Source organism: Achromobacter sp. HZ01 (assembly GCF_003267925.1).
GTDB lineage: Bacteria > Pseudomonadota > Gammaproteobacteria > Burkholderiales > Burkholderiaceae_B > Achromobacter > Achromobacter pulmonis_A.
Genome location: NZ_LWKV01000002.1, coordinates 1,100,440 through 1,127,028 on the forward strand (window position 1 = coordinate 1,100,440; position 26,589 = coordinate 1,127,028).

The 26,589-nt window shown below is 66.5% G+C and carries 26 protein-coding genes; 5 read left to right on the top strand and 21 right to left on the bottom strand.

Translation table 11 applies throughout. The features are described 5' to 3' along the window. The 9 genes from atpG to A6B37_RS14110 form a co-directional block, all read right to left on the bottom strand. Positions 1-906, bottom strand: a complete 906-nt coding sequence (gene atpG / locus A6B37_RS14070; protein ID WP_102773203.1) for a F0F1 ATP synthase subunit gamma — start codon at positions 904-906, stop codon at positions 1-3. 98 nt (positions 907-1,004) lie between these two features. Then, positions 1,005-2,546 (bottom strand): F0F1 ATP synthase subunit alpha, encoded by a 1,542-nt coding sequence (gene atpA, locus A6B37_RS14075; protein WP_102773202.1) that lies wholly within the window; start codon positions 2,544-2,546, stop codon positions 1,005-1,007. 28 nt (positions 2,547-2,574) lie between these two features. After that, on the bottom strand, positions 2,575-3,114 hold the full coding sequence (locus A6B37_RS14080) for a F0F1 ATP synthase subunit delta (protein WP_102773201.1): 540 nt from the start codon (positions 3,112-3,114) through the stop codon (positions 2,575-2,577). 12 nt (positions 3,115-3,126) lie between these two features. Further along, a complete protein-coding gene (locus tag A6B37_RS14085; RefSeq protein ID WP_013391129.1) occupies positions 3,127-3,597 on the bottom strand; it encodes a F0F1 ATP synthase subunit B in 471 nt (156 codons plus the stop codon). A gap of 143 nt (positions 3,598-3,740) precedes the next feature. After that, complete coding sequence (atpE, locus tag A6B37_RS14090; RefSeq protein ID WP_003815363.1) at positions 3,741-3,983, bottom strand: F0F1 ATP synthase subunit C; 243 nt, start codon at positions 3,981-3,983, stop codon at positions 3,741-3,743. Positions 3,984-4,102: 119 nt separating this feature from the next. Continuing rightward, positions 4,103-4,984 carry a F0F1 ATP synthase subunit A gene (gene atpB, locus A6B37_RS14095; protein ID WP_102773200.1) on the bottom strand — a complete coding sequence of 294 codons (882 nt, stop codon included), beginning with the start codon at positions 4,982-4,984 and terminating at the stop codon, positions 4,103-4,105. An 84-nt stretch (positions 4,985-5,068) separates the two neighbouring features. Beyond that, entirely contained in the window at positions 5,069-5,506 is a 438-nt protein-coding gene (locus tag A6B37_RS14100; protein WP_102773199.1) for an ATP synthase subunit I, read from the bottom strand. 385 nt (positions 5,507-5,891) lie between these two features. Next, on the bottom strand, positions 5,892-7,427 hold the full coding sequence (locus tag A6B37_RS14105; protein ID WP_111826095.1) for a DUF1254 domain-containing protein: 1,536 nt from the start codon (positions 7,425-7,427) through the stop codon (positions 5,892-5,894). Positions 7,428-7,689: 262 nt separating this feature from the next. After that, on the bottom strand, positions 7,690-8,466 hold the full coding sequence (locus A6B37_RS14110) for an enoyl-CoA hydratase (protein WP_102773197.1): 777 nt from the start codon (positions 8,464-8,466) through the stop codon (positions 7,690-7,692). Between the two features lie 51 nt (positions 8,467-8,517). Here A6B37_RS14110 and A6B37_RS14115 point away from each other — a divergent pair, with 51 nt between their 5' ends. Continuing rightward, positions 8,518-10,287 carry a PDZ domain-containing protein gene (locus A6B37_RS14115; RefSeq protein ID WP_111826096.1) on the top strand — a complete coding sequence of 590 codons (1,770 nt, stop codon included), beginning with the start codon at positions 8,518-8,520 and terminating at the stop codon, positions 10,285-10,287. A gap of 25 nt (positions 10,288-10,312) precedes the next feature. On the opposite strand, the gene A6B37_RS14120 is transcribed toward A6B37_RS14115, so the two are convergent. Beyond that, positions 10,313-11,200: a LysR substrate-binding domain-containing protein gene (locus A6B37_RS14120; protein ID WP_111826097.1), complete on the bottom strand. Its 888-nt coding sequence runs from the start codon at positions 11,198-11,200 to the stop codon at positions 10,313-10,315. A gap of 119 nt (positions 11,201-11,319) precedes the next feature. Between A6B37_RS14120 and A6B37_RS14125 the strand changes: the two genes are divergently transcribed. Both A6B37_RS14125 and A6B37_RS14130 read left to right on the top strand, forming a co-directional pair. Next, complete coding sequence (locus tag A6B37_RS14125) at positions 11,320-12,279, top strand: tripartite tricarboxylate transporter substrate binding protein (protein ID WP_111826098.1); 960 nt, start codon at positions 11,320-11,322, stop codon at positions 12,277-12,279. Between the two features lie 82 nt (positions 12,280-12,361). Further along, complete coding sequence (locus tag A6B37_RS14130; protein WP_111826099.1) at positions 12,362-13,123, top strand: Asp/Glu racemase; 762 nt, start codon at positions 12,362-12,364, stop codon at positions 13,121-13,123. Positions 13,124-13,134: 11 nt separating this feature from the next. On the opposite strand, the gene A6B37_RS14135 is transcribed toward A6B37_RS14130, so the two are convergent. The 11 genes from A6B37_RS14135 to A6B37_RS14185 all read right to left on the bottom strand — a co-directional run bounded on the left by A6B37_RS14135 (position 13,135) and on the right by A6B37_RS14185 (position 24,922). Next, positions 13,135-13,764, bottom strand: coding sequence for an ANTAR domain-containing protein (locus tag A6B37_RS14135; RefSeq protein ID WP_111826100.1), 630 nt, complete (start codon positions 13,762-13,764; stop codon positions 13,135-13,137). Beyond that, the gene (locus A6B37_RS14140) at positions 13,764-14,918 is read right to left on the bottom strand and encodes a transporter substrate-binding domain-containing protein (protein ID WP_111826101.1); all 1,155 of its coding nucleotides are present in this window, start codon (positions 14,916-14,918) and stop codon (positions 13,764-13,766) included. The genes A6B37_RS14135 and A6B37_RS14140 overlap by 1 nt, the downstream gene beginning before the upstream one ends. A gap of 97 nt (positions 14,919-15,015) precedes the next feature. Then, a complete protein-coding gene (locus A6B37_RS14145; protein ID WP_246842473.1) occupies positions 15,016-16,989 on the bottom strand; it encodes a VWA domain-containing protein in 1,974 nt (657 codons plus the stop codon). Between the two features lie 2 nt (positions 16,990-16,991). Then, the gene (locus A6B37_RS14150; protein ID WP_111826103.1) at positions 16,992-17,798 is read right to left on the bottom strand and encodes a CbbQ/NirQ/NorQ/GpvN family protein; all 807 of its coding nucleotides are present in this window, start codon (positions 17,796-17,798) and stop codon (positions 16,992-16,994) included. A gap of 70 nt (positions 17,799-17,868) precedes the next feature. Then, the gene (locus A6B37_RS14155; protein ID WP_111826104.1) at positions 17,869-18,906 is read right to left on the bottom strand and encodes an aliphatic amidase; all 1,038 of its coding nucleotides are present in this window, start codon (positions 18,904-18,906) and stop codon (positions 17,869-17,871) included. Between the two features lie 25 nt (positions 18,907-18,931). Then, positions 18,932-19,621, bottom strand: coding sequence for an urea ABC transporter ATP-binding subunit UrtE (gene urtE / locus A6B37_RS14160; protein WP_111826105.1), 690 nt, complete (start codon positions 19,619-19,621; stop codon positions 18,932-18,934). A 14-nt stretch (positions 19,622-19,635) separates the two neighbouring features. Further along, a complete protein-coding gene (gene urtD, locus A6B37_RS14165; RefSeq protein ID WP_111826345.1) occupies positions 19,636-20,397 on the bottom strand; it encodes an urea ABC transporter ATP-binding protein UrtD in 762 nt (253 codons plus the stop codon). A 32-nt stretch (positions 20,398-20,429) separates the two neighbouring features. Beyond that, positions 20,430-21,476: an urea ABC transporter permease subunit UrtC gene (gene urtC, locus A6B37_RS14170; protein ID WP_111826106.1), complete on the bottom strand. Its 1,047-nt coding sequence runs from the start codon at positions 21,474-21,476 to the stop codon at positions 20,430-20,432. Between the two features lie 4 nt (positions 21,477-21,480). Then, positions 21,481-22,383, bottom strand: a complete 903-nt coding sequence (urtB, locus tag A6B37_RS14175) for an urea ABC transporter permease subunit UrtB (protein WP_111826107.1) — start codon at positions 22,381-22,383, stop codon at positions 21,481-21,483. 69 nt (positions 22,384-22,452) lie between these two features. Then, positions 22,453-23,646, bottom strand: coding sequence for an urea ABC transporter substrate-binding protein (gene urtA / locus A6B37_RS14180; protein WP_111826108.1), 1,194 nt, complete (start codon positions 23,644-23,646; stop codon positions 22,453-22,455). Between the two features lie 379 nt (positions 23,647-24,025). Continuing rightward, positions 24,026-24,922 carry an NAD(P)/FAD-dependent oxidoreductase gene (locus A6B37_RS14185; protein ID WP_111826109.1) on the bottom strand — a complete coding sequence of 299 codons (897 nt, stop codon included), beginning with the start codon at positions 24,920-24,922 and terminating at the stop codon, positions 24,026-24,028. Between the two features lie 112 nt (positions 24,923-25,034). Between A6B37_RS14185 and folB the strand changes: the two genes are divergently transcribed. Together folB and ttcA are read left to right on the top strand one after the other, a co-directional pair. Next, positions 25,035-25,394 carry a dihydroneopterin aldolase gene (folB, locus tag A6B37_RS14190; protein ID WP_102773193.1) on the top strand — a complete coding sequence of 120 codons (360 nt, stop codon included), beginning with the start codon at positions 25,035-25,037 and terminating at the stop codon, positions 25,392-25,394. A 2-nt stretch (positions 25,395-25,396) separates the two neighbouring features. After that, a complete protein-coding gene (gene ttcA, locus A6B37_RS14195; RefSeq protein ID WP_111826110.1) occupies positions 25,397-26,362 on the top strand; it encodes a tRNA 2-thiocytidine(32) synthetase TtcA in 966 nt (321 codons plus the stop codon). The last annotated feature ends 227 nt before the right edge of the window (positions 26,363-26,589 follow it).

A 26,589-nucleotide genomic window follows, 5' to 3' on the forward strand; every position in this document is an offset into this window, starting at 1 on the left:
TTACACCGCGGCAGCGCCCCCTACGATTTCCGAAATTTCCTTGGTGATCGCGGCCTGGCGGGTCTTGTTGTAGACCAGCTGCAGGTCGCCGATGACCTTCTTCGCGTTGTCCGACGCCGCCTTCATGGCGACCATACGAGCGGACTGTTCCGAGGCCATGTTCTCGGCCACGGCCTGGTACAGAAGGCCTTCGACGTAGCGCTGCAGCAGATCGTCGATCACGCTCTTGGCGTCCGGTTCGTAGATGTAGTCCCAGCTGTAGTCGGACTTGATCTCGGCCGTCGGTTCCAGAGATTGCGCGCCCGACTGGAACGGGTCGTCCAAACCGGAGGCCAGCGGCAGCAGGCGCAGGAACACCGGCTCCTGCTTCATCGTGTTGATGAAGCGCGTGGTCGCCACGTAGAGCGCGTCGATGCGGCCTTCGAGGTAGTCGTCCAGCTGGACCTTGATGGCGCCCAGCAGGCGGTCCAGGTCGGGCTTGTCGCCGAGCTGCACTTCCTGCGACACCAGCTTGGCGCCGATACGGGTCAACAGGCCGAGGCCCTTGTTGCCGAATGCGGTCGCCTGCGCCTTGATGCCCTTGGCCTCGAATTCCTTGAGGCGCGACAGCGTCAGACGGCTGATGTTGGTGTTCAGGCCGCCGCACAGGCCCTTGTCGGTCGTGACCAGCACCACGCCCACCGACTTGACTTCACGTTCCTGAAGGTAGGGGTGGTTGTATTCCGGGTTGGCCTGCATCAGATGCGCGGCGATCTCGCGCACCTTGGTGGCGTACGGACGGCCCGCGCGCATCCGCTCCTGCGCCTTGCGCATCTTGGATGCGGCGACCATTTCCATCGCCTTGGTGATCTTGCGCGTGTTCTGCACGCTCTTGATCTTGGTTCGGATTTCCTTGATTCCGGGCATTGCGCTTTCCTGTTGAGACGGCTGGCGGGCTCGGCTTCACACCGCTCCCGCCCTACCGTAGGATGGGCTCGCGCCCATCGACTACGCCAGACCTTGCCTTAAAAAGCACCGTGCTTCTTGAAATCCTGGAGCGCGGCGGCCAGTTCGGCGTCGTCGTCCTTGGACAGTTCCTTGGTGTCTTCGATGCGCTGGATCAGGGCGGCATGCTTGGCCTTGAGGTGGTCCTTGAAGGACTTCTCGAAGGACAGCACCTGGGCCACGTCCACGTCGTCGAGGTAGCCGTTGTTCACGGTGTACAGCGACACGGCCAGTTCCCACACCTGCAGCGGCTGGTATTGCGGCTGCTTGAGCAGTTCGACCACGCGCTTGCCGCGCTCGAGCTGGCGACGGGTGGCGTCGTCCAGGTCGGAGGCGAACTGCGCGAAGGCGGCCAGTTCACGGTACTGCGCCAGGTCGGTACGGATACCGCCGGACAGCTTCTTGATGACCTTGGTCTGGGCGGCGCCGCCGACGCGCGACACCGAGATACCGGCGTTGATGGCGGGGCGGATACCGGCGTTGAACAGGTCGGTTTCCAGGAAGATCTGGCCGTCGGTGATCGAGATCACGTTGGTCGGAACGAAGGCGGACACGTCGCCGGCCTGCGTTTCGATGATCGGCAGCGCGGTCAGCGAGCCGGTCTTGCCCTTGACGGCGCCGTTGGTGAACTTCTCGACGTACTCTTCGTTGACGCGAGCGGCGCGCTCCAGCAGGCGCGAGTGCAGGTAGAACACGTCGCCCGGGTAGGCTTCGCGGCCCGGCGGACGGCGCAGCAGCAGCGACACCTGGCGGTAGGCCCAGGCCTGCTTGGTCAGGTCGTCATAGATCACCAGGGCGTCTTCGCCGCGGTCGCGGAAGTATTCGCCCATCGTGCAGCCGGCGTAGGCGGCCAGGTACTGCATGGCGGCCGAGTCGGAGGCCGAGGCGGCCACGACGATGGTGTATTCCATGGCGCCGTGCTCTTCGAGCTTGCGCACCACGTTGTTGATGGTCGACGCCTTCTGGCCGATGGCGACGTACACGCAGGTGACGTTCTTGCCCTTCTGGCTGATGATGGTGTCGACGGCGACGGCGGTCTTGCCGGTCTGGCGGTCGCCGATGATCAGCTCGCGCTGGCCGCGGCCGATCGGCACCATGGCGTCGATAGCCTTGGTGCCGGTCTGCAGCGGCTGCGACACCGAGCGGCGGGCGATAACGCCGGGGGCCACTTTCTCGATGATGTCGGTTTCTTTGGCGTTGATCGGGCCCTTGCCGTCGATCGGCAGACCCAGCGTGTTGACCACGCGGCCGCGCAGCTCGGGGCCGACGGGCACTTCCAGAATGCGGCCGGTCGTCTTGACCTGGTCGCCTTCGGACACGCCGGTGTAGTCGCCCAGAATCACGGCGCCGACGGAGTCGCGCTCGAGGTTCAGTGCCAGACCGAAAACGTTGTTGGGGAACTCGAGCATTTCGCCCTGCATCACGTCGGACAGGCCGTGGATGCGGGTAATACCGTCGGTCACGGAGACGACGGTACCTTGGGTACGAACATCAGTCGAAGCGCCCAGGCCCTCGATGCGGCTCTTGAGCAGTTCGCTGATCTCGGAGGGATTGAGTTGCATATTGACTCCTGGAATCCTGTTAGTTGCCTTAAGCGGCGAGCTGGTCGCGCATGCGGGCCAATTGGGCTTGTACGGAAGTATCGAGCACCTGGTCCCCGACGGCCACGCGCACGCCGCCAATCAACGACGGGTCGACAGTGACGCTGGGCTTGAGCTTGAGGCCAAATTTTTGTTCGAGCGCGGCCACCAGTTCTTGGACCTGGGCGTCGCTCAGCTCGAACGCGCTGGTGATTTCCGCCTGCGCCGTGCCGTCGTGACGATTCCGCAGCGCCGCGAATTGCGTGGCGATGTCGGGCAGCAGCAACAGCCGGTCGTTCTCGACCAGCAGCGCGATGAAATTGCGGGCGGCTTGCGGCAGTTCGGCCTTGATCAGGCCGGTGAACAGCTCGACGCGCTGCTTGTCGCCCAGACGCGGATCGGCCATGGCCTCGCGCACGTCGGGGTTGGAGGCAACCTGCGACATTTCACCGACCAGGTCGGACCAGGCCGGCAAGCCGGCCTTGTCGTCGCACGCCGCGCTGAAGAGCGCCTCGGCGTAGGGCCGGGCAACAGTGGAAAGTTCAGCCATGGCGGTCCCGGATTAAAGCTGCGCGCGAAGCTGGTTGAGCAGCTCGGCGTGCGCGCGGGCGTCAACCTCGCGCTTGAGGATCTGTTCAGCACCCTTCACGGCCAGCGCTGCGACGTCGTCGCGCAGCAGGTCGCGGGCGCGCTGGACTTCCTGCGCGGCGTCCTGGGCAGCCTGGGCCACGATACGGGCGCGTTCGGCTTCCGCTTCGCGGCGGGCCTGCTCGATCAGGGAGGCGGCTTGCTTTTCGGCCTCGATGATGCGGGCGTGGTTTTCGGACTTGGCAGAAGCCTCGATCAGACTGACGCGCGCCTGGGCCTGGGCCAGATCGGCCTTGCCCTTCTCGGCGGCGGCCAGGCCGTCGGCGATTTTTTGGCGGCGCTCGTCCATCGCCTTCGTCAGAGGAGGCCACACGAATTTCATCGTGAACCAGCCCAGAACGAAGAACACGAGCATCTGGAAAATGATCGTCGCGTTCAGATTCACGGTCGTTCCTTTAACACCTTTCGGCTCCGGCTGCGCCCGGGACGGGGCTTACGGAGCACTCGATACTTTGCTGGGCGGCGATGCGCGGTAGTCCTGCACCGCCGCCAGCGTCATGACCCGCCTTTTCGCCGGCGGGCGGTGCCTTAGCCGACGAACGGATTGGCGAAGGCGAACAGCATGGCGATACCCACGCCGATCAGGAATGCCGCGTCGATCAGGCCAGCCAGCAGGAACATCTTCGTTTGCAGAGCGTTCATCAGCTCAGGCTGACGAGCCGAGGCTTCCAGATACTTGCCGCCCATCAGTGCGATGCCGATGCAAGCGCCGATAGCGCCCAGACCGATGATAAGACCGCAAGCGAGGGCAACGAAAGCGACGTTGGTCATGACAACTCCTTGGTTAGAAATCTGAAGTCAAAAAATTGAAAAATAAGGGGTACAGCTCAATGCAAGAAAATCTTGCTATCCCACGCTGGCCGGATGGCCAGCGCGGGAAATCCGGGGGATCAGTGGCCTTCGTGAGCCTGGCCGAGGTAAACCAGCGTCAGCATCATGAAGATGAAGGCCTGCAGCAGGACGATCAGGATGTGGAAGATCGCCCAGATCGAGCCGGCCAGGATATGGCCCAGGCCCAGGCCGATGCTGGCGCCGTTGAAGCCGGTCCAGGCGCCGCCCAGGAGGGCGATCAGCATGAAAATCAGTTCGCCGGCGAACATGTTGCCGAACAACCGCATGCCCAGCGACACGGACTTGGCGGCGTATTCGATCAGGTTCAGCAGCAGGTTGAACGGAGCCAGCAGCAACGCGCCGATGCCGTGCGCGTGGAACGGCGCGGTGAACAGTTCCTTGACGAAGCCGCCCGGGTGCTTGATCTTGATGCCGTAATAGAACATCAGCAGCAGCACGCCCAGCGACATGCCCATCGGCACGTTCAGGTCGGCGGTCGGCAGAATGCGGTGGTAGTAGAGCGGGTCGCCGTGCTCGGCGCCCAGGCCGGTCAGGCGCCAGATCGAGGGCAGCAGGTCGACCGGCAGCAGGTCCAGCGCGTTCATCAGGACGATCCAGAGGAACACGGTCAGGGCCAGCGGGGCGATGAACAGGCGGCTCTTGGCATTGTGGACGATGCCCTTGGCCTGGTCGTCGACCATGTCGACGATCATTTCCACGAAAGCCTGGAAACGGCCCGGCACGCCGCTGGTGGCGCGGCGCGCGGCGCGCCACAGGAAGAAAACGACGATCAGACCCATCAGGCCGGACCAGAACAACGAGTCGTAATTGATGATGTCGAACTGAGCGATAGCGCTCTGTTTCTCGCCCGTATTGTTCAGATGCACCAGGTGGTGCTGAATATACGCAGACTGAGGCGACACGTCGCTGGCAGCAGCCATTTGAATCCTACCCTATTTGCTGTATGCCCGGCCCTTGCGAACCGGACGATTCCACGATTTCGTTTGCCGCAAACCTGCTCGGCGCTAAGACAACTTGCGGAACATCATAAGCAGGAGATAACCCTTCAATGTGAGTATCAAACCGAGCAGCGCGGCAGGCCATACGAGGCTGTCCTGCGCCACACGCGAAAGCAGCCACAACAGCAGCGCCGTTGCGAACAGCTTGATCAACTCACCAGAGAGAAAGGTAAAGGGACTGGCTTTACCGGCCCGAACGCTGACCGCCAGGCGCAATGCGAACAACGCATTGGGTATGAAATACGCTCCCGCCCCCGCCAGCGCCGACCAACCTGCCGCCGCCCCTCCGACAACCCCCGCAATTACCGCCGCTGCGAGCCCCATGGCGCCCTGCGCAGCCAGTGCCAACAAGAGCCCACGGCTCGCTTGAGCATTCAGCGCCGCGCGGTCCGCGTCGCTAAGTACCAGAACTTTTTCCGTGGCGCCCTGGTCCAACACTTCCATACCGTGGCTCCCAACCGGACCCTGCCGCATATTTTGCTGCATGGAGTTCTGTTGCATCAAACTTCCCCGCGTAAGCCGCAAAGCCCCGTAAGCCTTCTTGCTCCGTAAGCCTTCCTGCTCTCAATCTTGCTCTTGCCAGAACCGGCGCATTCGGCTTTTGGATATCGACGCGTATTTACGCCCAATACCCTCTCAACCAGCCGCCAAGTGTTCTTACCCCGCAAGCGTCAAACTCGCAGAGTATAGCTTGATTCTTTTTACCCGAGCAAATGAACTTTCGGCCGTTTGTAAGGTGTAAACAACGGTCCGCGCCGCCGTGAAAAGCGGACGCCCGGCGCTCCCAGAGGAGACGCCGGGCGCTGTTCGCGGCCCTGCGCGGACGGGCTCAATCCTCCTTGACCGGCGGTGGCGCCCACTGGCCGTCCAGCGCGGTGTCCTGCGGCCAGTACAGGCGCATGCTGAGCAGGAACGGCGCGTCGGCCGCGGGGCTGGCGAGCCAGTTGGAGCGCTTGCGCTCGCCGGGGTCGCGCTGCTGGATGTAGATGTCCAGCGAGCCGTCGGCGTTGTACTTCAGGGCGTCGGTGCTGCGCAGCACGTAGCGGTTGGCGGGGTTGTCGGCAAAGCCGTGCTTGTCGTCGTAGACGTGCAGCGACCAGTACGCGTTGGCCGGCGGGAGCTGCCCCTTGTCGAAATGCAGCACGTAGTCCTCGTCGGAGTTCAGCGGCCGGCCCTTGGAGTCGACCATCGTCACCGGATACAGCACGTCTTCCGGCGTGGGCGCGCCCAGGCCGGCGTAGGCGATGGCGGCGCGGCGCGTGTAGTCCGTGCCGTAGGTGCCGATGCCCGACAGCACGGTGTTCCAGCCATTGAGCGGCGTGGCCAGGCGCGACACGTTGTCGGCGATGCGGCGCCCCGCCAGCGGCTGGGCGTCGGCCAGCGCCTGCTGCACGGCCGGGCTCAGGCTGCCGTAGGAGAACGGCCGCCGGCTGTCCAGCCCGATGCGGCGCATGCGGTCCAGCATCGGCGTGTCGTTGGCATGCGGCGGGTTGTTGCGCAGCAGGTCGAAGAACAGGCCGAAGAAGGCGGCGGCGTCCATGCTCGCGGCCTGCTCGGCCGGCGTGCCGGCCGGCAGCGCCGGCATGGGCGCGCGCAGCCCGCTGCCGATGGGCGCGGCGCCCACGCCGGGACCGGTCTGCGGATACACGCTGCCGTCGCCGCGCGCGCGGGTAGTGCGCGTCATGGGCACGGCCAGCGGATTGGCGGTCATGCCGGCCTGGATCTGGTTGACCGCCGCGTAGTCCTGCGGGCCGGCCGCCTGGGTCCAGCCGATCAGCCAGCCGGTGGCCGTCGGGCTGCGGATCACGTCCATGCCGGCCGGCGTCGCGCCCTGCCAGTCGGGGCCGACGATGACGAACGATTGCGCGCCGCGGCCGTTGGTGCGCGAGCCGCGCGAGGCGAACACGTCGCTCCACATGTCCAGCGCCGACAGTACCGAATAGCGTTCGCCCGTGGCCGGCAGGTTCACCACCAGCGGCGCCCGCGACACGTCGAACCACAGGCTGGAATACAGCGCGTCGGCGCTGGGCCACGGCGTGTCCCCGGCGCGCGGGTCGGGATACGAGGCCTTGTGGCCGAACTGGTTCATCGGCGCCTTGCCGTCCAGCGGGCTCTGCACCGCCGTGGCCTGACGGCGCGCCAGCTCCATCAGCACCATGGGATAGGCGTAGACGTAGGCGTCGATGGCGGTGTCGCGCAGCTCCTGCTCGCTCATCTGCGGCGCGGGCGCGGACTGCGGGGTTTCGGACACCAGCCGCAGCGTGGAGCGCGGCGCCTGAGCCTGGACGGCGGTGGCGAGGCCGGCGCTGAGCGCGCCGGCGAGAATTGCGGCGGACCACCGGCGGGTAGCGATAAATGTACGCATGCAAGGCTCCTTCTTGGTGTTGTTCGTTTGAAGGCGAGCCGCCGCGCGTGACAGGGAGCCAGTTCGGTCCAGCCTCCCTGGCGCGGCACCTCTAGATGACGCCCATCCAGGATATGACCGAACCCGGGGCCTAGGTGCTGACCAAGCGTTTCAAGGCGCAACGCTCGGAAAACGCGTGGTTCAAAATGCAAAAACGCGCCCGGGAGGGGCGCGTTTTTGCGTGCCGTTCGTGCGCGCCGCGGGGCGCGGCGCGTAACGGGGCTTAACGGTGCTTGAATTCCGGCTTGCGCTTTTCGGTGAAAGCGGCCATGCCTTCCTTCTGGTCTTCGGTCGAGAACAGCGAATGGAACACGCGGCGCTCGAACAGCAGCCCTTCGTTGAGCGAGCCCTCGAAGGCGCGGTTGACGCACTCCTTGGCCATCATCACCGACGGCAGCGACATGGAGGCAATGACGGTGGCCGCGTCCATGGCTTCTTCCATGAGCTTGTCGGCCGGCACCACGCGCGAGACCAGGCCCGCGCGCTCGGCTTCCTCGGCGCCCATCATGCGGGCGGTCAGCGCCAGGTCCATGGCCTTGGCCTTGCCCACCGCGCGCGGCAGGCGCTGGGTGCCGCCGGCGCCGGGGATCACGCCCAGCTTGATTTCGGGCTGGCCGAACTTGGCGCTGTCGGCGGCGATGATGATGTCGCACATCATGGCCAGTTCGCAGCCGCCGCCCAGGGCGTAGCCGGCCACCGCGGCGATCACCGGCTTGCGGATGCGCTTGAGCGTCTCCCAGTTGCGGGTGATGTATTCGCTGCCGTAGACGTCCATGTACGACCAGCTTTTCATCGCGCCGATGTCCGCGCCCGCGGCGAAGGCCTTTTCGCTGCCGGTGATGACCACCGCGCCGATGCCGGGATCGGCTTCGAAGGCCAGCAGCGCGGCGCCGAGCTCGTCCATCAGTTGATCGTTCAGCGCGTTCAGCGCCTTGGGACGGTTAAGCGTCAGCAGGCCGACGCGGCCCCGGGTTTCGACCAGTACAAACGACTCGCTCATCACATGTCTCCGATATGGTGTGAAAGTAAGGCTATGAAATAAGATGCGGCTATGGAAAAAGACCAAGCTCCGCCGCTACTTTACCGCCTCGCGCCCTTCGACCCCGCCGGACACCGCTACCGGATAACCCTAACCATCCCCGCGCCCTCTCCGGACGGCCAGCGCCTGTCGCTGCCGGCCTGGATTCCGGGCAGCTACCTGATCCGCGATTTCTCGCGCCAGATCGAATCGCTGGCGGCCTATGCCGGCGCGCGCCGGGTGCCGGTCGAGAAAACGGACAACCACACCTGGCGGGCCGCGGCCTGCGACGGCCCGCTGCGCGTGGAGTACGTGGTCTACGCCTGGGACCTGTCGGTGCGCGGCGCGCACCTGGACGAAACCCACGGTTTCTTCAACGGCACCAGCGTGTTCCTGCGCGTCCACGGACACGAGCACCTGCCCTGCCTGGTTGACCTGGCGCCGCCGCGCGGCATCGAAGGCTGGAAGGTCTACACCAGCCTGCCCGAGGCCCGCGGCCACCGCGGCGCGGCCCGCCGCCACGGCTTCGGCCTGTACCTGGCGCCGGACTACGACGCGCTGATCGACCATCCGGTGGAAATGGGCACGCCGCAGGTCGCCAGCTTCACCGCGCACGGCGCCGAGCACGAACTGGTGTTCACCGGCGTCGCCCCCAACCTGGACCTGGACCGCATCGTCGCGGACGTGCGCAAGATCTGCGAAACCCAGATCGCGTTCTTCGAACCCCGCACCCGCCGCGCGCCGTTCCTGGACAGCGCCGAGCGCTACGTCTTCATGACCATGGTCACCGGCGACGGCTACGGCGGCCTGGAACACCGCGCCAGCACCGCGCTGATGACCTCGCGCAAGGACCTGCCGGTGCTGGGCCAGCAGGGCCAGGGCGAAGGCTACCGCGGCTTCCTGGGCCTGGTCAGCCACGAGTACTTCCATACCTGGAACGTCAAGCGCATCAAGCCGCAGGCCTTCGCGCCCTACGACCTGTCGCAGCCCGACCTGACGCGCCTGCTGTGGGTGTTCGAAGGCTTCACTTCCTACTACGACGACCTGCTGCTGCTGCGCTCGGGCGCCATCACCCGGCCCGACTACCTGCGGCTGCTGGCCAAGACCATCTCCAGCGTGGCGCGCACGCCGGGCCGCGGCAAGCAGTCGGTGGCGGAAAGCTCCTTCGACGCCTGGACCCGCTATTACAAGCAGGACGAGAACTCGCCCAACGCGCTGGTCAGCTACTACACCAAGGGCGCGCTGGTGGCGCTGGGGCTGGACCTGCTGATCCGCAACCAGAGCGCCGGCGCGCATTCGCTGGACGACGTCATGCGCCTGCTATGGGAGCGCTATGGCCGCGACTTCTACCGCGGCAAGCCTCAGGGCCTGCCCGAAGACGGCCTGCCCGCGCTCATCGAAGAAGCCACTGGCGTCGACGCGCGCCGCTTCATCGCGCGCCATGCCTACGGCACGGCCGACGTGCCGCTGGCCGAGCTGCTGGCGCCGCAGGGCGTGACGCTGCAATGGAAGGCGGCGGCCAACATCCCGTCGCTGGACGCGCGCACCCGCAAGCAGGGCGACTCGCTGGCGCTGGCCACGGTGCTGGAAGGCGGCGCCGCGCACAAGGGCGGCCTGTCGGCCGGCGACGTGCTGGTGGCCATCGACGGGCTGCGCGTGGACGCGCCGGCCGGGCTGGACCTGCTGCTGGCGCAGTACCGGCCGGGCGAGCGGGTCACGGTGCACGTGTTCCGCCGCGACGAACTGCGGTCGTTCCGCGTCAGGCTGGCCGCGCCGGACGCCTCGGAGTGCGTGCTGACTTGACGGCCGCTTCCCGGGGCGTCCCGCCTCACGCCTCGCCGTCGCCCATCTGCGCCGCCGTCTGCAGGAAGGTGTCCAGCGCGCGCCGCCTGCCCTGCCGGCGGATGACCGCGTAGACGGTGGCGTCCGAGATCGCGGCGGGCAGGCTGCATACGGCGATGCGGTCGCCGACCTGGCGGCAGGTCGACCGCGGCACCAGCGCCACGCCCATCCCGGCCTCGACCAGCGCCAGCTGCGCCGGCACTTCCGCCACCGTTTGCGCCACCGACGTCGGCAGGCCCGCCTGGGCGCAGATATCGGCGAGGCGGCGCGCGAACGCGGACGAATCCGGCCGCAGCACGACGAAGGCATCGCCGGCAAGGTCTCTCAATTCCAGGCGCTGGCGCGCGGCCAACGGATGGCGCCGGGGCAGCGCGGCCACCAGCGGATCGGGCCACAGTGGCATGGCCTGCAGCGCTTCATCGTTGACCGCCGTGCGCGAAATGCTGACGTCGATGCGATGCCCGCGCAGCGCTTCGAGCTGCGCCGCCGGATTCATTTCGTTGAGCAGCACCGACACCTGCGGATGCTCGGCCGTGTAGCGCGCGATCAGCGCCGGCCCCGGCCCCAGGAAATGCGAGCCCGACAGCCCGACTTCGATGCGCCCCGCCAGCCCCCGGTCTACCGCCCGGACCCGCACGGTGGCGTCCTTCAGGCTCGCCAGCAGGGCGCGCACGTCGTTCAGAAAGGCCTCTCCAGCCTCGGTCAGCGTCACGCGCCGGTTGTTGCGGTCGAACAGCCTGACGTCCAGCTCGCGCTCGAGCTGGGCGATCTGCAGGCTCAGCGGCGGCTGCGAGATATGCAGGCGCGCCGCCGCCCGCGTGAAGTTCAGCTCTTCGGCCAGCACGACGAAGTAACGCAGGTGACGGATTTCCATGGCGGCCGGTTATTTGCAGAAGGTATGAAACCAGATAAAAACTATATTGGAAACTATAGTTCGCAGCGAGCAGAATGAGGCGGTGCCAGAGAGCACACGACAATATCCGGAGACCACCCATGCACAGACTGCTTGCCGCCGCCCTGCTGTCCGGGGCCGCGTTCGGCGCTCATGCCGCCGATGATTTTCCCAGCCGCACGCTGTCCCTCGTCGTTCCCAATCCGCCGGGCGGGCTGGTGGACACGTCCGCCCGCATCGTGGCCGAGCCCCTGGCCGCCGCGCTGGGCAAACCGGTGGTGGTGGAAAACAAGGACGGCGGCAGCGGCAATATCGCCTACCAGTACGTTGCGCGCGCCAAGCCCGACGGCTACACCCTGCTGGTGTCGTATTCGGCCTATCACGTGGGCAACCCCAACCTGACGGCGAATCTGCCCTGGGCGCCCAAGGACTTCGTTCCGGTCGGGCTGGTCACGGTGTCCAGCAACGTGATCGCGGTGCATCCGTCCATCAAGGCCACCAACGTCACCGAGTTCGTGGCGGAGGTCAAGAATTCACCCGGGCGCTTCAACTACGCCTCGCAGGGCGTGGGCTCGCTGTCCCATCTGGGCACCGAGGTGTTCAAGCAGCAGACCGGCGCCGCGCTGTTCCACGTGCCGTACCGCGGCTCGGGCGCCGCCATCCAGGACGTGCTCGCGGGCAATGTGCAGGTCTTCATCACCACGCCGCCGTCGGTGATGGGCCATGTGCAGTCCGGCAAGCTCAAGGCCCTGGCGGTCACCAGCCCCAAGCGCCATCCCATGCTGCCCGACGTGCCCACCACCGCCGAAGCCGGCCTGCCCGGATACCAGCTGGAATCCTGGGTGGCGTTGTTCGCGCCCGCGGGCACGCCGCAGCCCGTCATCGACAAGCTGGCCGCCAGCGTCGAAGCCGCGCTCAAGCAGCCCGCCACGGTGCAGCGCGCCGAGGCCGCCGGCATCGAGGCCCGCTTCGAAGGTCCCGATGCGCTGAACCAGCGCGTCAATACGGAACTGGCCTACTGGCAGCGCACCGTCGCCGCCGCGGGCATCACCGCCGACTGATTCCTACGCCGCAGTGCCCCGCAACCTCGCGTCGCGACGCGAGGGGGGCCTCTTTTCGCCATTTTTTCCGGGAGCGCCGCCCATGACCACACCCCCTCGCACCCTGCGCATCGGCCAGATCGTGCCCAGTTCCAACACCACCATGGAAACCGAGATTCCGGCAATGCTGCGCCTGCGCGAAACCATCGCCGCCGAACGCTTCACCTTCCATTCCAGCCGCATGCGCATGAAGCAGGTGACCGCCGCCGAGCTGGCCTCGATGGACCGCGAGTCGGACCGCTGCGCGCTGGAGCTTTCGGACGCGCGCGTGGACGTGCTGGGCTACGCCTGCCTGGTCGCGATCATGAGCCAGGGCCTGGGCTACCACCGCATTTCCCAAGAGCGGCTGCACCGGGCCACCGTGGACAACGGCGCGCCGACGCCCGTGATCTCCAGCGCGGGCGCGCTGGTCGAGGGCCTGCATGCCATCGGCGCGCGCAAGGTGTCCATCCTGACTCCCTATATGAAGCCGCTGACCCGCCTGGTGGTGGACTATATCGAGAACGAGGGCATCGAGGTGCACGACAGCCTGTCGCTGGAGATCGCCGACAACCTGAAGGTCGGCGCGCAAGATCCGATGGCGCCCGCCGGGCATGTGGCGCGCCTGAACACGCGCGGCGTGGACGCCGTGGTGCTGTCGGCCTGCGTGCAGATGCCGTCGCTGGCGTCGATCCAGCCGGTGCAGGACCGCCTGGGCCTGCCGGTGGTGACCGCCGCCGCCGCGACGGTCTACCGGATGCTGAAGGTGCTGGACCTGCAGGCGCGGGTGCCCGATGCGGGCGAGCTGCTGACGGGCAAGTACTGAGCGCGCGCCGCCTATTTTCCCAGCGACAGAATCTCGTTGGCGTTGACGATGGCGCTCGCGATCTCCTCGGTGGTCACGCGCTTGTTCATGGCCTGTTCCCGGATCAGGTCGTAGGCCTGGCCTTCGGTGACATTGCGGGTGCGCATGAGGATGCTCTTGGCCTCCGCGATGCGCCGCACGCCCAGCAACTTGCCCTCGAGCTTGCGCAGGCGGCGGGCGTGCGACTTGATGTCGTCGTAGACCTGACGCGCGACCACGAGCGAGGACAACAGCCCGAACGAGCGCACCGGCGACGGCAGCACGGCCTTGGCGCCGATGCGCAGCACCGCCTCGACGATGGTGGGGTTCTCGTAAGTCACGATGGCGATGACCATGGGCGCGTCTTCGCTCTTGGCCCATTCGAAGCCCAGGTCGATCACGTCCGGCCGCACCGCCAGGAACACCGCGTCCAGCCCTTCGGGCAGGGTGGGCGCGGGCGGCCAAAAGGTCTGCACCTGGCAGCCTATCCGCTGCAACTGCTGCGTCAGCTGGCGGCCATCGGCATCGTCCGGATGATAGACGGCTATCCGCAGCGTGCGCAGATCCTTGAGCAGGGAGGGCGTCGCGCGCACCGTGCGCTGTCGGCTGGCGGTCTCCCCCATCAGATCTCCAGCGAGCTCAGGGTGGCCGTCCAGTCGCCCAGCGAATGGGTGACCAGGTACGGATCGGGATGCACGGGCCGCGTGGCCTCGCGCACGATGGTGAACTGGCCCTTGGCGTTGACCCGGCCGACGCGGGGATACAGGCAGGTATGGTGATTGGTGGGATCGATGCGCACGCGCCCCTGGGGCGCCTGGAATTCGCTTTGCAGCACGCGCGGCAGGATCTGCGCGATCTCGTCGGTGCCGGTGTCGCGGAAGGCGTTGGCGAAAATGTGCATCTGGAAATACGCTGCCTCCCAGCACAGATTGGGCACGCTATCGTGGCCGAAACGCTGGCGCAGCCGCTCCAGGCAACGCCGGTTGACCTCGGAATCGATCGACTGGAAATACGGCGCAGAAGTGAAGTGCCCGGCCGCCACCTCGGGCTCCATCTGCGAGATCTCCGCTTCCGAGGTCGTGAGGCTGGCGATGGGCAGGGTCTTGGGGTCGAAGCCCGCGTCGGCGTAGGCGCGGTAAAGGCAGGCCGTCGAGTTGCCGACCACGGTCGAGAAAATGAAGTCCGGACGCTTGTTGCGGATGTCGTCCAGGATTTCCCGGTAGTCGCGCTCGGTCGCGGTCAAGGGCACGTAGCGCTCGCCCAGCTTGGCGCTGTTCTGGCGCTGCAGCACGAGTTCGCCCATGATGCGGTTGGACTCATAGGGATAGATGTAGTCCGAGCCGATGAGGTAGACGCGGGCGCCGAAATTGGCGGTCATGAATTCGGCCAGCTGCACGCTGTTCTGGTTCGGCGCGGCGCCGGTGTAGATGATGTTGTTGGAAAATTCGAACCCTTCGTAGAGCGTCGGGTAGAAGAGCAGCCGGTTCCATTTTTCGACCACCGGAAGCACCGCCTTGCGGCTGCTGGACATGTAGCAGCCGAAGATGACGTTCACCCGGTCCTGCGTGATCAGCTTTTCGGCCAGGACGCTGTAGGTGGCGGGATCGGAGCGCGGGTCGTAGCGCACCGGCACGATCTCCCGGCCGTCGACGCCGCCAGCCTCGTTGATCTCTTCGATGGCCAGCAGCGTGCCCTGCAGTTGGGAACGGCCTATGGTCGATGTGGCCCCCGTTTCAGAGAACAACACGCCTACACGGATGGGATCTTTGTTTGCCATGATCGAGACGCCCGCTGGCGCGGACATCCTTCCTTTGTCGAGGTCAACAGTTTCAGCATAGGCGCATGCGGCGTCAACACGAGGATTCCTGAGGGCGTCATAACATCGCGCCGGTGCAGGTCCGCACCAGCGCCATCGGCAGCGCAGCCGGGTTCGTCACGATCCGGTAGCCGCGGAAACCGAACATTGCGCGCAACTGAGGTTCGGCCCTGGCGTCCAGCGCCACGCAGTACACCCGCAGCCCGCGGGCGCGCAACTCCAGCACCGCCTCGCGAGCATCGTCCACCAGGTAGCGCGGATCGTGGGCGTCCACGTCCGACGGCTCGCCGTCGGTCACGACGATGATGGCGCGGCGCTCGCCCGGCGTGCGCTGCGCCAGCGCGCCGGCATGCCGCAACGCGGCGCCCAGCCGCGTCGAATAGCGGGCCTGGGCTGCGCCGATCGACTCAAGCGCCGCGGGCGTCGGCACGTCGCCGGTTTCGAGCAGGCGGTAGTAGTACACGGCCGCGCGCGTATCCGAACAAAAACCGTGCACGGCGATGCGGTCGCCTTCGCCCGGCACAGCGTTCGCCAGCAGCACGGCCGCCTGCTTCTCCAGATCCAGCACCGTCGCGCCCGCCTCGGCGGCCAGATCGTTGGCCGACGCCGACAGGTCCAGCAGCACGAGCGTGCTGCATGCGCAGGGCTGACTCCCGGGCCGCATGAAGTAGCGGGCATCCGGCGCCAGGTCCATGCGGCGGTCGATAAGCACCTCGATCGCGGCGTTCAGATCGATATCGTCCCCCTCCCATTGCCGCCTGAGACGGCGCGCCCGGCTCAGGCGGCGCGAACGCGGCAGCGCCAGCCGCGGCGTGCGCGCGGCAGACGCCGCCGCGGCGCCGCTCCATCCCGGCAGCGTCTCGATCACCGTGCACCAGTCGGGCCGGCTGCGGCCCAGCTTGTAATCCCATTCGGGATAGCGGTAGCGGCCCGATTCCACGTCGGCGGCAGCCTCGATCGGCGCTTCGTGCTGCGCGGCGCCGCGCCGTCCGGGCGCCGCGCACTGCGTGCCCAAAGCCAGTTCGGGCGCGGGGTCCGCCGAATCCCCGTAATCCCACAGGTATGCGTTGTCGTCGCGATAGGGAACCGGCACGGCATATTGCCGGGGGTCGAAGCGCACCCGCATCTGCCCCAGGTCGTTGGCCAGGATCGAGGCCAGCCGCCGGAAGGCCGCCGCGTCGCGCAGGTCCGCGGTCTGCGCCTCGAAGAGCCTGCGCGCCTTGTTCACCCAGTGATTGTCGTCGCGCAGGTCCGGATCCATCAGCAGCCGGCTCATGCGCTGGATCAGCGCGGCGAAACCCAGGTCGGCGGGATCCGGCGCCGCCGGCACGAAAGGCCTGAACCAGCGGCGCACGCCGGGATACTCGGCCGCCAGCAGCCGCTCCACCCGCGCATCTTCGATGGCCGACACGACCGCCACGCCCATGGGTTTCAGGCTCCGGACGGGCTGCGCGGCCGTTGAATAGCGCAGGTGGGCCGCCGCGTGCGCCACCGCCGCGCGGTACAGCGACCGCCGGTCGGCGCCATCCAGCACGGTATAGCTGTCCGGCACCAGCAGGTGCGAAGGCGCCAGGACGGGGCGCGACGGCGGACCGTCCAGCGTCGGCCGCCGCAGCGGTTCAACCGCCAGATCCCGGCCCGACAATCCGCACAGCAGCCACGACAGGCTCGCCTGCGCGGCCTCCAGATCCTGCGCGCCGGCTTCCCCGTTCAGGGCTTCGCGCGCGTAGGGATCGCGCAGCTGAAAGTAGGCACGCAGCAGCCTGGGCTGACGCTCGTACCGCCGCAGCCCGGCCAGCATCCATCGCCCCAGCCCGCCGGCCGTAAGCTTCGCCGTCAACCGATCCAGCCGGTCCGCCACGGCCTGGGCGCACTCGGGGTCCTCTACGCGCAACGCCTCGATCCAGCGTCGCGTCTCGGCGGCCTGCCCCTCGCCACTGCGCGCGGCCAGCCGCTGCAGCTTGTCGGCCAGCGTATCGGCCAGGCGCCTGCCGGCCCCGGCCCCCTCCTGCACCGACAGCATGGCTCGCATCGTCATTCCAGGTTGGCGTCGACCAGCGCCCGCAGGGCCGCGGCCATGTCGGGATCATCGGTCAGCGCGCGAGTCATGGTCATGTCACAGCTGTCGGCAGCACTGACGCCGTCGCGGATCAGGATGCCCGCGTAGATCAGCATGCGGGTCGACACACCTTCGTCGAGCCCATGGCGCTTGAGCTCGCGCGAACTGCGCGCGATGCGCACCAGCCTGCCCGCCAGCGCCGCATCGATGCCCGCTTCGTGCGCCACGATCTCCGCTTCCCGCTCGGCGTCCGGATAATCGAAGTCCAGCGCCACGAACCGCTGGCGCGTGGACGGCTTCAGATCCTTCGCGCTGCTCTGATAGCCGGGGTTGTAGGACACGACCAACTGGAAGTCGGGATGCGCCCGCACCACCTCGCCCTTCTTGTCCAGGGGCAGAATGCGCCGCGCGTCGGTCAACGGGTGGATCACCACGGTCGTATCCTGGCGCGCCTCGACGATCTCATCCAGGTAGCAGATGCCGCCGTGGCGCACCGCCAGCGTCAGCGGGCCGTCGTGCCAGGCGGTGCCGGCGGCGTCCAGCAGATAGCGGCCGACGAGGTCGGACGCCGTCATGTCTTCGTTGCACGCCAGCGTGACCAGCGGAAGCCCCAGCTTCCACGCCATGTACTCCACGAACCGCGTCTTGCCACAGCCGGTGGGGCCTTTCAGGATCATTGGCAGCCGGTGCGCGTAGGCATGCGCGTACAGCGCGGTTTCCCGGCCGGTCGGGCGGTAGAAGGGTTCATGCGCAATCCGATAGGTGTCGAGGGGAGACGGCACGGTTCATATCCTTTTCGGCGGCGTCCGGCCGGCTTGGAGCCCGGCCGGACGGGATGGGCGGGGCATGCGCCTAGCGGTGCTTGGACGCTTCGTTGGGAATTCCCTCCATCGGGCATTCCGGCGTGCCGACCGTGGACCGGGTGAAGGATTCGACCATCTTGCGCGTGCCTTCCGGATCCTTGATCCAGTTCGCATAGAAGGTGTAGGGGCAGACCGCGACGCCGTTGATCTCTTCGCCGGAATTGATCTTGCCGGTGTATCCGCGATGGACCAGTTTGAACAGGTGGTTCTGCGACTGCATGTTCTTGCGCGCGTCGCGGATTAGGCTGGTCGAGAGCTCCGCGTATTGCACGCCCATGTCTTCCTCGCCGCACTCGCCCAGCGTGCGGCCGTCGAATCCGATGATGGCCGAATGGCCGAAGTAGGAATAGACGCCGTCGAAACCCGCGGCGTTGGCCACGGCCACGTAGACGTTGTTCATCCAGGCCATCGCCTTGGACACCATCACCTGCTGGTCCTTGGCCGGGTACATGTAGCCCTGACAACGCACCACGAGTTCCGCGCCGCGCATGGCGCAATCGCGCCAGATTTCGGGGTAATTGCCGTCGTCGCAGATGATGAGACTGATCTTCAGGCCCTTGGGGCCTTCCGACACATACGTGCAGTCGCCGGGATACCAGCCTTCGATGGGCACCCATGGCATGATCTTGCGGTACTTCTGCACGATCTCGCCCTTGTCGTTCATGAGAATGAGCGTGTTGTAGGGAGCCTTGTTCGGATGCTCTTCGTGCCGTTCGCCGGTCAGCGAGAAGACGCCCCATACTTTGGCCTTGCGGCAGGCTTCGGCGAACACGGCGGTTTCCTCGCCGGGAATGGCCGAGGCGGTCTCGTACATTTCCTTGGCGTCGTACATGATGCCGTGGGTGGAGTATTCCGGGAAAATCACCAGGTCCATGCCCGGCAGCCCCCGCTTCATGCCCACGACCATGTCGGCGATCTTGCGGGCGTTCTCCATCACCTCGGCCCGGGTATGCAGACGCGGCATCTTGTAGTTCACGACGGCCACGCCCACGCAATCGTTGCTGCTGGAGATATCTCCGTGTCTCATGACAATGCTCCTCGGTAGTTGACGGTCATACCGTCAGGAAAGATCTGACTTTTTCCTGGTCCAGGCTCGTGCGGCACGCCTCGTGCACGATGCGGCCGCGATCTATCACCAGGAACCGGTCGGCCAGGTCCAACGCGAAACCCAGCATCTGCTCCGACACGACGATGGCGAAGCCGCGTTCTTCGCGCAATGCATTCAGGACCCGCGCGATGTCCTTGATGATGGAGGGCTGGATCCCTTCGGTCGGCTCGTCCAGGATCAGTACGCGCGGATTCGATATGAGCGCCCGCGCGATCGCCAACTGCTGCTGCTGCCCGCCGGACAGGTTGCCGCCCTTGCGCCGGCGCATCTCGTGCAGCACCGGGAAAAAGCGGTAGAGGTACTCCGGCACCGCCTTGAGTCCGCTGCGCCCGGCGCCGGTCAGGATGTTCTGTTCCACTGTGAGAAACGGAAAGATCATGCGCCCCTGCGGCACGAAGGCCAGGCCGTTTCGCACGCGCAGGTAGCTCTCCATGCCGGCCAGTTCGACGCTGTCGAGCCGGATGCTGCCCGATCCCGAGGGCAACATGCCGATCAGCGCCTTCAGCAGGGTCGTCTTGCCCATGCCGTTGCGGCCCATGATGGCCAGCGACTCCTTGGGCGCGACTTCGAAGCACACGTCGTGGACGACGTGGGATTCCCCGTAACTCACGTTCAGCTTGTCGATCCGGAACACGGCGCATCCCCTATTCAGTGGCCCAGGTAAACATCCAGCACACGCGGATCGGCCTGCACCTCTGCCACCGTCCCCTCGCTGAGCAGGCGGCCCTGGTGCAGCACCGTGACCTTGTGCGCGATGCGTTTGACGAAGTCCATGTCGTGCTCGATCACCACCACCGACTTGCCGCGCGAGATGCGCACCAGCAGCTCGGCGGTCTGCTCCCGCTCGCGCGGGCTCATGCCGGCCACCGGCTCGTCCAGCAATAGCAGCTGCGGGTTCTGCATCAACAGCATGCCGATCTCGAGCCATTGCTTCTGCCCGTGGCTGAGGCGGCCCGCCTTCTCGTCCAGCCGGTCGGCCAGGAATACCTGCCCGGCCATGGCCTGGATACAACCGCGGATCTCCGCCGTGCGCCGGAACCGCAGGGAGCGGACGACGCCATGCGCGTTCGGCAGCGAGATCTCGAAGTTCTCCTGTACCGTCAGGTCCTCGTAGACGGAAGGCGTCTGGAACTTGCGGCCGACGCCGGCGCGCACGATGTCGAACTCCGCCATCCTCACCAGGTCGCGGCCCTGGAACATCACGCGCCCCGCGGACGGCCGCGTCTTGCCGCAGATGATGTCCAGCAGCGTCGTCTTGCCCGCGCCATTCGGACCGATGATGACGCGCAGTTCGTCCTGCGCCACGCTCAGGCTCAGGCCGTCCACGGCCCTGAAACCGTCGAACGACACCGTCAGGTCCTCGACGCTGAGGATGGCGCCGGGCGCCGGGCGGTCGCTGCTCATGTCCATGGTGGCGGGCTCCTGCAGGTCCAGGGCGGCGCTCATCGCGTGCTCCCCGCGGCGCGGCGCGCCTGAATCTGGCCGAAGATTCCCGCCAGCCCGTTGGGCATGGCCACGACCACCACGATGAAGACCGCGCCAAGAAAATAGAGCCAAATTTCGGGAAACGTCTCGGACAGGTAGGACTTGAGAAAGCCGATCAACAGAGCCCCGATCACTGCCCCGGGGATGGACAGCCGGCCGCCGACGGCCGCGTAGATCACCATCTCGATCGAAGCCACCACCCCGATGGCTCCCGGGGAAATCAAGCCGACCTGCAGCGTGAAGAAGGCACCGCCGATGGAGGACAGCACCGCCGCCACGCAGAAAATGCAGGCCTTCACGTGCGCGGTGTCGTAGCCCGAAAACCGCACGCGGTCTTCGCGGTCGCGGATGGCGATCAGGATCTTGCCCAACCGGCTGCGCACGATCGCCAGCGCCGCCAGCATCGCCACGGCCAGGGCGCCGGCCTCCACGAAATAAAGCGCCAGCTTGCCATCGTCGCCAACGATGTCCCAACCCAGCAGCGTGCGGAAATCGGTGATCCCGTTGGCGCCGCCCGTGTCGCCCTGCTGGCCGACGATCAGCACGGTCAGCGTCATCGCCAGCGCCAGCGTCACGATCGCGAAATACACGCCGCTGACCCGCTTGCGGAAGATTGCCAGCGAAAAGAGGTAGGCGATCGCGGCCGGCAAGACAATGATGAGCAGCAGAGTCAGCGTCAGGGAATGGAACGGCTGCCACCACACGGGCAGGCTCTCCACGCTGCTCCACACCATGAAGTCCGGCAGTTCCGGAGCGGACGCCTCCAGCTTGAGGAACATGGCCATCATGTAGCCGCCCAGGCCGAAGAAGATGCCCTGGCCCAGGCTGAGCACGCCGCTGTAGCCCCAAGTCAGCACGATGCCGATCGCCACGAAGGCGAACGCCATGTACTTGCCGACCAGATTGAGCCGGAACGGGTCCAGCGCCAGGGGCAGAACGGCCAGGATCAGCGCCGCGACCAGCAGGATCGCGATCTCCTCGGCTTTCCGGTGTAGAGCCTTCATCGCTTCATCCCCGCGTCTTGTTGGCGAACAGCCCGTTCGGGCGGAAATAGAGGACCAGGATCACCAGCACCAGGATCGTGACCTTGGCCATGGAACCGCTCATCAGGTATTCGAGCGTGGTCTGGGACTGCGCGATGGCCAGCCCGGAGAACGCGGTTCCCAGCAGGCTCTGCACACCGCCGAACACCACCACGATGAAGGAATCGACGATGTAGAGCTGGCCCGTGCCGGGGTTGGTCGACCCGATCATCGTGAAGACGCAGCCGGCGATGCCCGCAAGGCCGGAACCCAGCGCGAAGGTCAGCGCGTCCACGCGCCGCGTGTTGATCCCCACGGCCCCCGCCATCGCCCGGTTCTGCGTGACGGCGCGCACCCGCAGGCCCCAGGCGCTGCGGTACAGCAGCAGATAGACACCCACGGCCACCAGCAGCGTCAGCCCCAGGATGAAGATGCGGTTCAGCGGGAACTGCAGGTCGGCGGTCGGCTCCCAGGCGCCGCTGAGCCACGACGCCAGCGGCACGCTGACCTCCTGCGCGCCGAACAGCGAGCGGTAGGTTTGCTGCAGGATCAGGCTGAGCCCCCAGGTTGCAAGCAACGTGTCCAGCGGACGGTTGTAGAACCATCGGATGAAGCCCCGCTCGAGCACATAGCCGAAAGCGAACGTGACCAGGAACGCCAGCGGAATGGCCGCGAACAGGTACACGTCCATCCATCCGGGCGCCCAATGCTGGAAGGCCACCGAGACCAGGTAGGTGGTGTACGCGCCCATCGCCATGAGCTCGCCATGCGCCATGTTGATGACGCCCATCAGGCCGAACACGACGGCCAGGCCGATCGCCATCAGCAGCAGAATGCTGAACAGGCTGATCCCGTTGAACAGTTGCATTGCCGCGATGTCGAGATTCATGGTCACGTTCCAGGCTGCGCCGGCGGCATGGCCGCCGGCGGTTGGTTTGCCAGCGCCTGCGGGCGCCGCCTACAGCTTCGGGAAGGGATTGGGCTCGATCAGGTCGGCGGACTCCCAGACAATGTCGAACTGCCCGTCGGGCCGGGCGCGGCCCACGCGCACCTTTTTCCAGACGTGGTGGTTGGTTTCATGCACGCGCACCGTGCCCTCGGGCGCCTCCAAGGTCAGTCCGCCCGTCGCGGCGATGACCTTGTCGGGTTCGAACGAACCGGCCTTCTCGACGCCGAGTTTCCACAGGTGCACGCTGTTGTAGGCGACCTCCATCGGATCGCCGATGACACGGTCCGGCCCGTACTTCGCCTTGAAGGCCTTGACGAACTTCTCGTTCGCGGGATTCTGCAGGCTCTGGAAGTACCCCATGCAAGCGTAGTAGCCGGCAGCATTGTCCTTGCCGATCCCTTCGATCTCGTTCTCGGACACCACGGTCGACAGCAGCACCACCCGGGTGCCGTCGAGGCCGGCGGCGCGCAACTGCTTGTAGAACGCCACGTTGGAACCGCCGACCACCGTGCTGTAGATGCACTCCGGCTTGGCCGCCTTGATCTTGTTGATGATCGAGGAAAATTCGGTATGCCCCAGCGGCGCGTACTCTTCGCCCACCACCTTCGCGCCCGCACGGGCGATGGCCGGCTTGGCAATCTTGTTGCACGTGCGCGGATAGATGTAGTCGGACCCGACCAGGAAGAAGGTCTTGCCCTTCTCGCGGGCCATCCACTCCACCGCCGCGATCACCGACTGGGTTGCCTCCTGGGAAGGATAGAACACGCGGGCGTCCTGCTCCTGGCCCTCGTAGTAGGTGGGGTAGTAAAGCAGGCCCTTGCTGCGCGACAGCACCGGCAGCAGCGCCTTGCGCGACGCCGAGGTATAGCAGCCGACGATGGCGGCGACCTTGTCGCGGTCGAGCAGCTTGCGCGCCTTTTCGGCGAACACGGCGTTCTCGCTCGCCCCGTCCTCCACCACCGGCTCTATCTTTCTGCCCATTACGCCGCCCGAGGCGTTGATTTCCTCGATCGCCAGCTTCTCGGCGTCGACCAGCGACGCCTCGGCGATGGCGATGGTGCCGGACAGGGAATGCAGCAAGCCCAGTTTGACGGTGTCCTGGGAAAAAGCCAGGCGGGGCACGGCTGCCATCCCCGACGCGGCGCTGAGTAGGACCATGGAGCCGCTGTGCTGCAGAAAGCGGCGGCGGTTGTATTCGCTCATCATTGCGCTCCTGTGCGTTTCTGTGGGCAAGCCTGCGGCCAGGGCCTGCTTGCAAGCCCCGAACTGCCCGGGATTGGGCAGGCGCCTTTGCCGATCACATCGCGACGACCGCCGTCCGTCCGCTGCACCCTCGTTTCTCCGGGCAAGGCTTCGCCCACGGCGCATCGAAACGCCATTCGAAGAAAAGCGATGGAAAAACGGAAAACGAAAAGGCCCGAGCCGGATTTTCCGGCTCGGGCCTTTTTGCCCTACGCCTGACTGGCAACACTGGCAGTCGGCGAAAATATGAAGACGAACTCGCGTCTGGAAGGAATTCTGAACAAGCGTGCCGCGCTATGCCATGCGTATTTTCCCTTAGCGCTTGCGCAATGCGCGCCGGCTAGGCGCGCTCCCAGCGCCGCTGGATGGCCTTGGCCGCGACCACGCCGTCGGCCAGGGACGTGACCACGCAGGGATGCATGCGGTTGGCCACTTCGCCCACGGCGTAGATGTCGGGCACGCTGGTCTCGGCGGTGGCGAAATCGGTGCGGATGTAGCCGCGCGCGTCGCGCGCCAGCTGCAGGCTGTCGGCGAAGCCCGCCTGGGGCTCCCAGCCGTAGAACACCAGGATCAGGTCGTAGCGGCGCCCGTCGACGCTGCGCGCGGCCGGATCGACCCGGTACGGGCCGATGCGCACGCCGTCGCGGCCGGCGCGCGTCACCCATTGCTGCTGGGCGCGGACGCTGCGGGCGTAGAGGTGCACGGCGCGCGCGCCGCGGTTGCGCACGTAGACGAAATTCTCGAAAGCGTTGTCGCCCCCGCCCAGCACCGCCACCGACAGGCCCGTGTAGTCCTGCGCCACGATGGGCGAACCCGGCCCGATCAGCACGCCCGGCCAGGTCGCGCCGGGCGGGTGGTCCGGCAGGCCCTTGGCGCGCACGCCCGAGGCGATGACCAGGGTGCGCGCCCGCGCCAGGCTTTCGGCGCCGTCGGGGCCGGCCAGGCGGGCCTCGATGCCGCCCTTGCACGGCCGCACCGCGGTGACGCGGGTCTCCAGGCGCAGCGGCACGCCGGCGGCGCGCACGCTGGCGTCGATGTTGGCGGCCACCTGCTGGCCGGTGACGCCGGGCAGCACGGCGATCCAGTCGTCGGGGAACGGATTGTCGTTGCCCAGGCCGCCGAGGCGGGCGCCGGCCTCGACCAGTAACGGGGACAGGCCGAGCCTGGCCAGCCACAGCGCGCAGGAGGCGCCGGCCGGGCCGCCGCCTACAATCACCGTATCGTGCATCTGTTGCATTTCACCCCTTGTTGACCGCGGCGCGCCCGCGCATGGCCGGATTGTAGCCAGCGGGCTGCCCCCTTCCCGCCGCCGCCTTACAATTCCCGGCTACGCCATCCAGGTTTTCATCATGCCCACACGCCGCATCATCCTTTCCGGGCTCGCGCTCGACGCCCGCATCGGCATCCTCGAGCACGAGCGCCGCGCCACCCAGCCCCTGCATGTCGACGCCGAATTCGACGTGGACATTCAGCGCGCGGTCGACGACCACGACATCCACAGCGTGCTCGACTACCGCCGCCTGCGCGAGGCCATCGTGGAGGAATGCACCCAGGCCCACGTGAACCTGATCGAAACCCTGTCCGAGCAGGTGGCCGCCCGCCTGCTGGCCGACTTCCAGGAAATCCGCGCGCTGCGCCTGCGCATCAGCAAGCCCATGGCGTTCTCCGACTGCGCCGCAGTCGGCGTGGAAATCCAGATTACGCGCTGACCATGAACGATATCGCCTCCCCCGGCCTGCGCACCGCGGCCGAAGAAAAGAAACTCCGCCACGAAGGCAACAAGCTGACCAAGCGGCTGGCCCGCGAAACCACGCGCGCCCTGTCCGACTACAACATGATCGAGGCCGGCGACCGCGTGATGGTGTGCCTGTCCGGCGGCAAGGACTCCTACGCGCTGCTCGACATCCTGATGCAGCTGCAAAAGCGCGCGCCGTTTCCGTTCGAGCTGGTCGCGGTCAACCTGGACCAGAAGCAGCCGGGCTTTCCGGCCGACATCCTGCCGCGCTACCTGACCGAACTGGGCGTGCCCTTCCACATCGAGACGCAGGACACCTACTCCATCGTCACGCGCGTGCTGGAAGAAGGCAAGACCATGTGCTCGCTCTGTTCGCGGCTGCGCCGCGGCATCCTGTACCGCGTGGCCTCGGAACTGGGCGCGACCAAGATCGCGCTGGGCCACCACCGCGACGACATCCTGGGCACCTTCTTCCTGAACCTGTTCTACGGCGGCAAGGCCAAGGGCATGCCGCCCAAGCTGGTGTCCGACGACGGCCGCCACACGGTGATCCGTCCGCTGGCCTACGTGCCCGAGACCGACCTGATCGCCTATGCGGAACTCAAGCAGTTCCCCATCATCCCGTGCAATCTGTGCGGCTCGCAGGAGAACCTCAAGCGCAAGGAGGTCGGCCGCATGATCCAGGAATGGGACCGGCAGCATCCGGGGCGCTCGTGGAATGTGTTCAACGCGCTGTCGCGCGTGGTGCCCTCGCACCTGATGGACCGCGACCTGTTCGATTTCGTGGGTCTCAAGCCCACCGGCGTGCCCGACGCCAACGGCGACACCGCGTTCGACGCCGTGGACCCGGAAGCGGACGGCGCCGACGCCTGCGGCGATACCGCGCCGCAGGGCATGGTCGAGAAGAAGGTGACGTTCTCGCGGCCGGGCGGCGCCGGGTGATTCGGGGGGGGGGGCGAGGTTTGGGATTCGGACGTAGGATGGGTGCAGCGCGAGATTTCTTGGGCAAGAACTCAAATATCGAGCGCGCGTAACCGATCAGGCGGCGCCAGCCGCCGGTTTTCGTGGCAAGAGACAAACAGCCGGCTGCCGCCGGCCGATGGGTTACGCGCGACGGACAATTGAATTCTTGCCCAAGAAATCTCGCGCTACACCCATCCTACGTATCC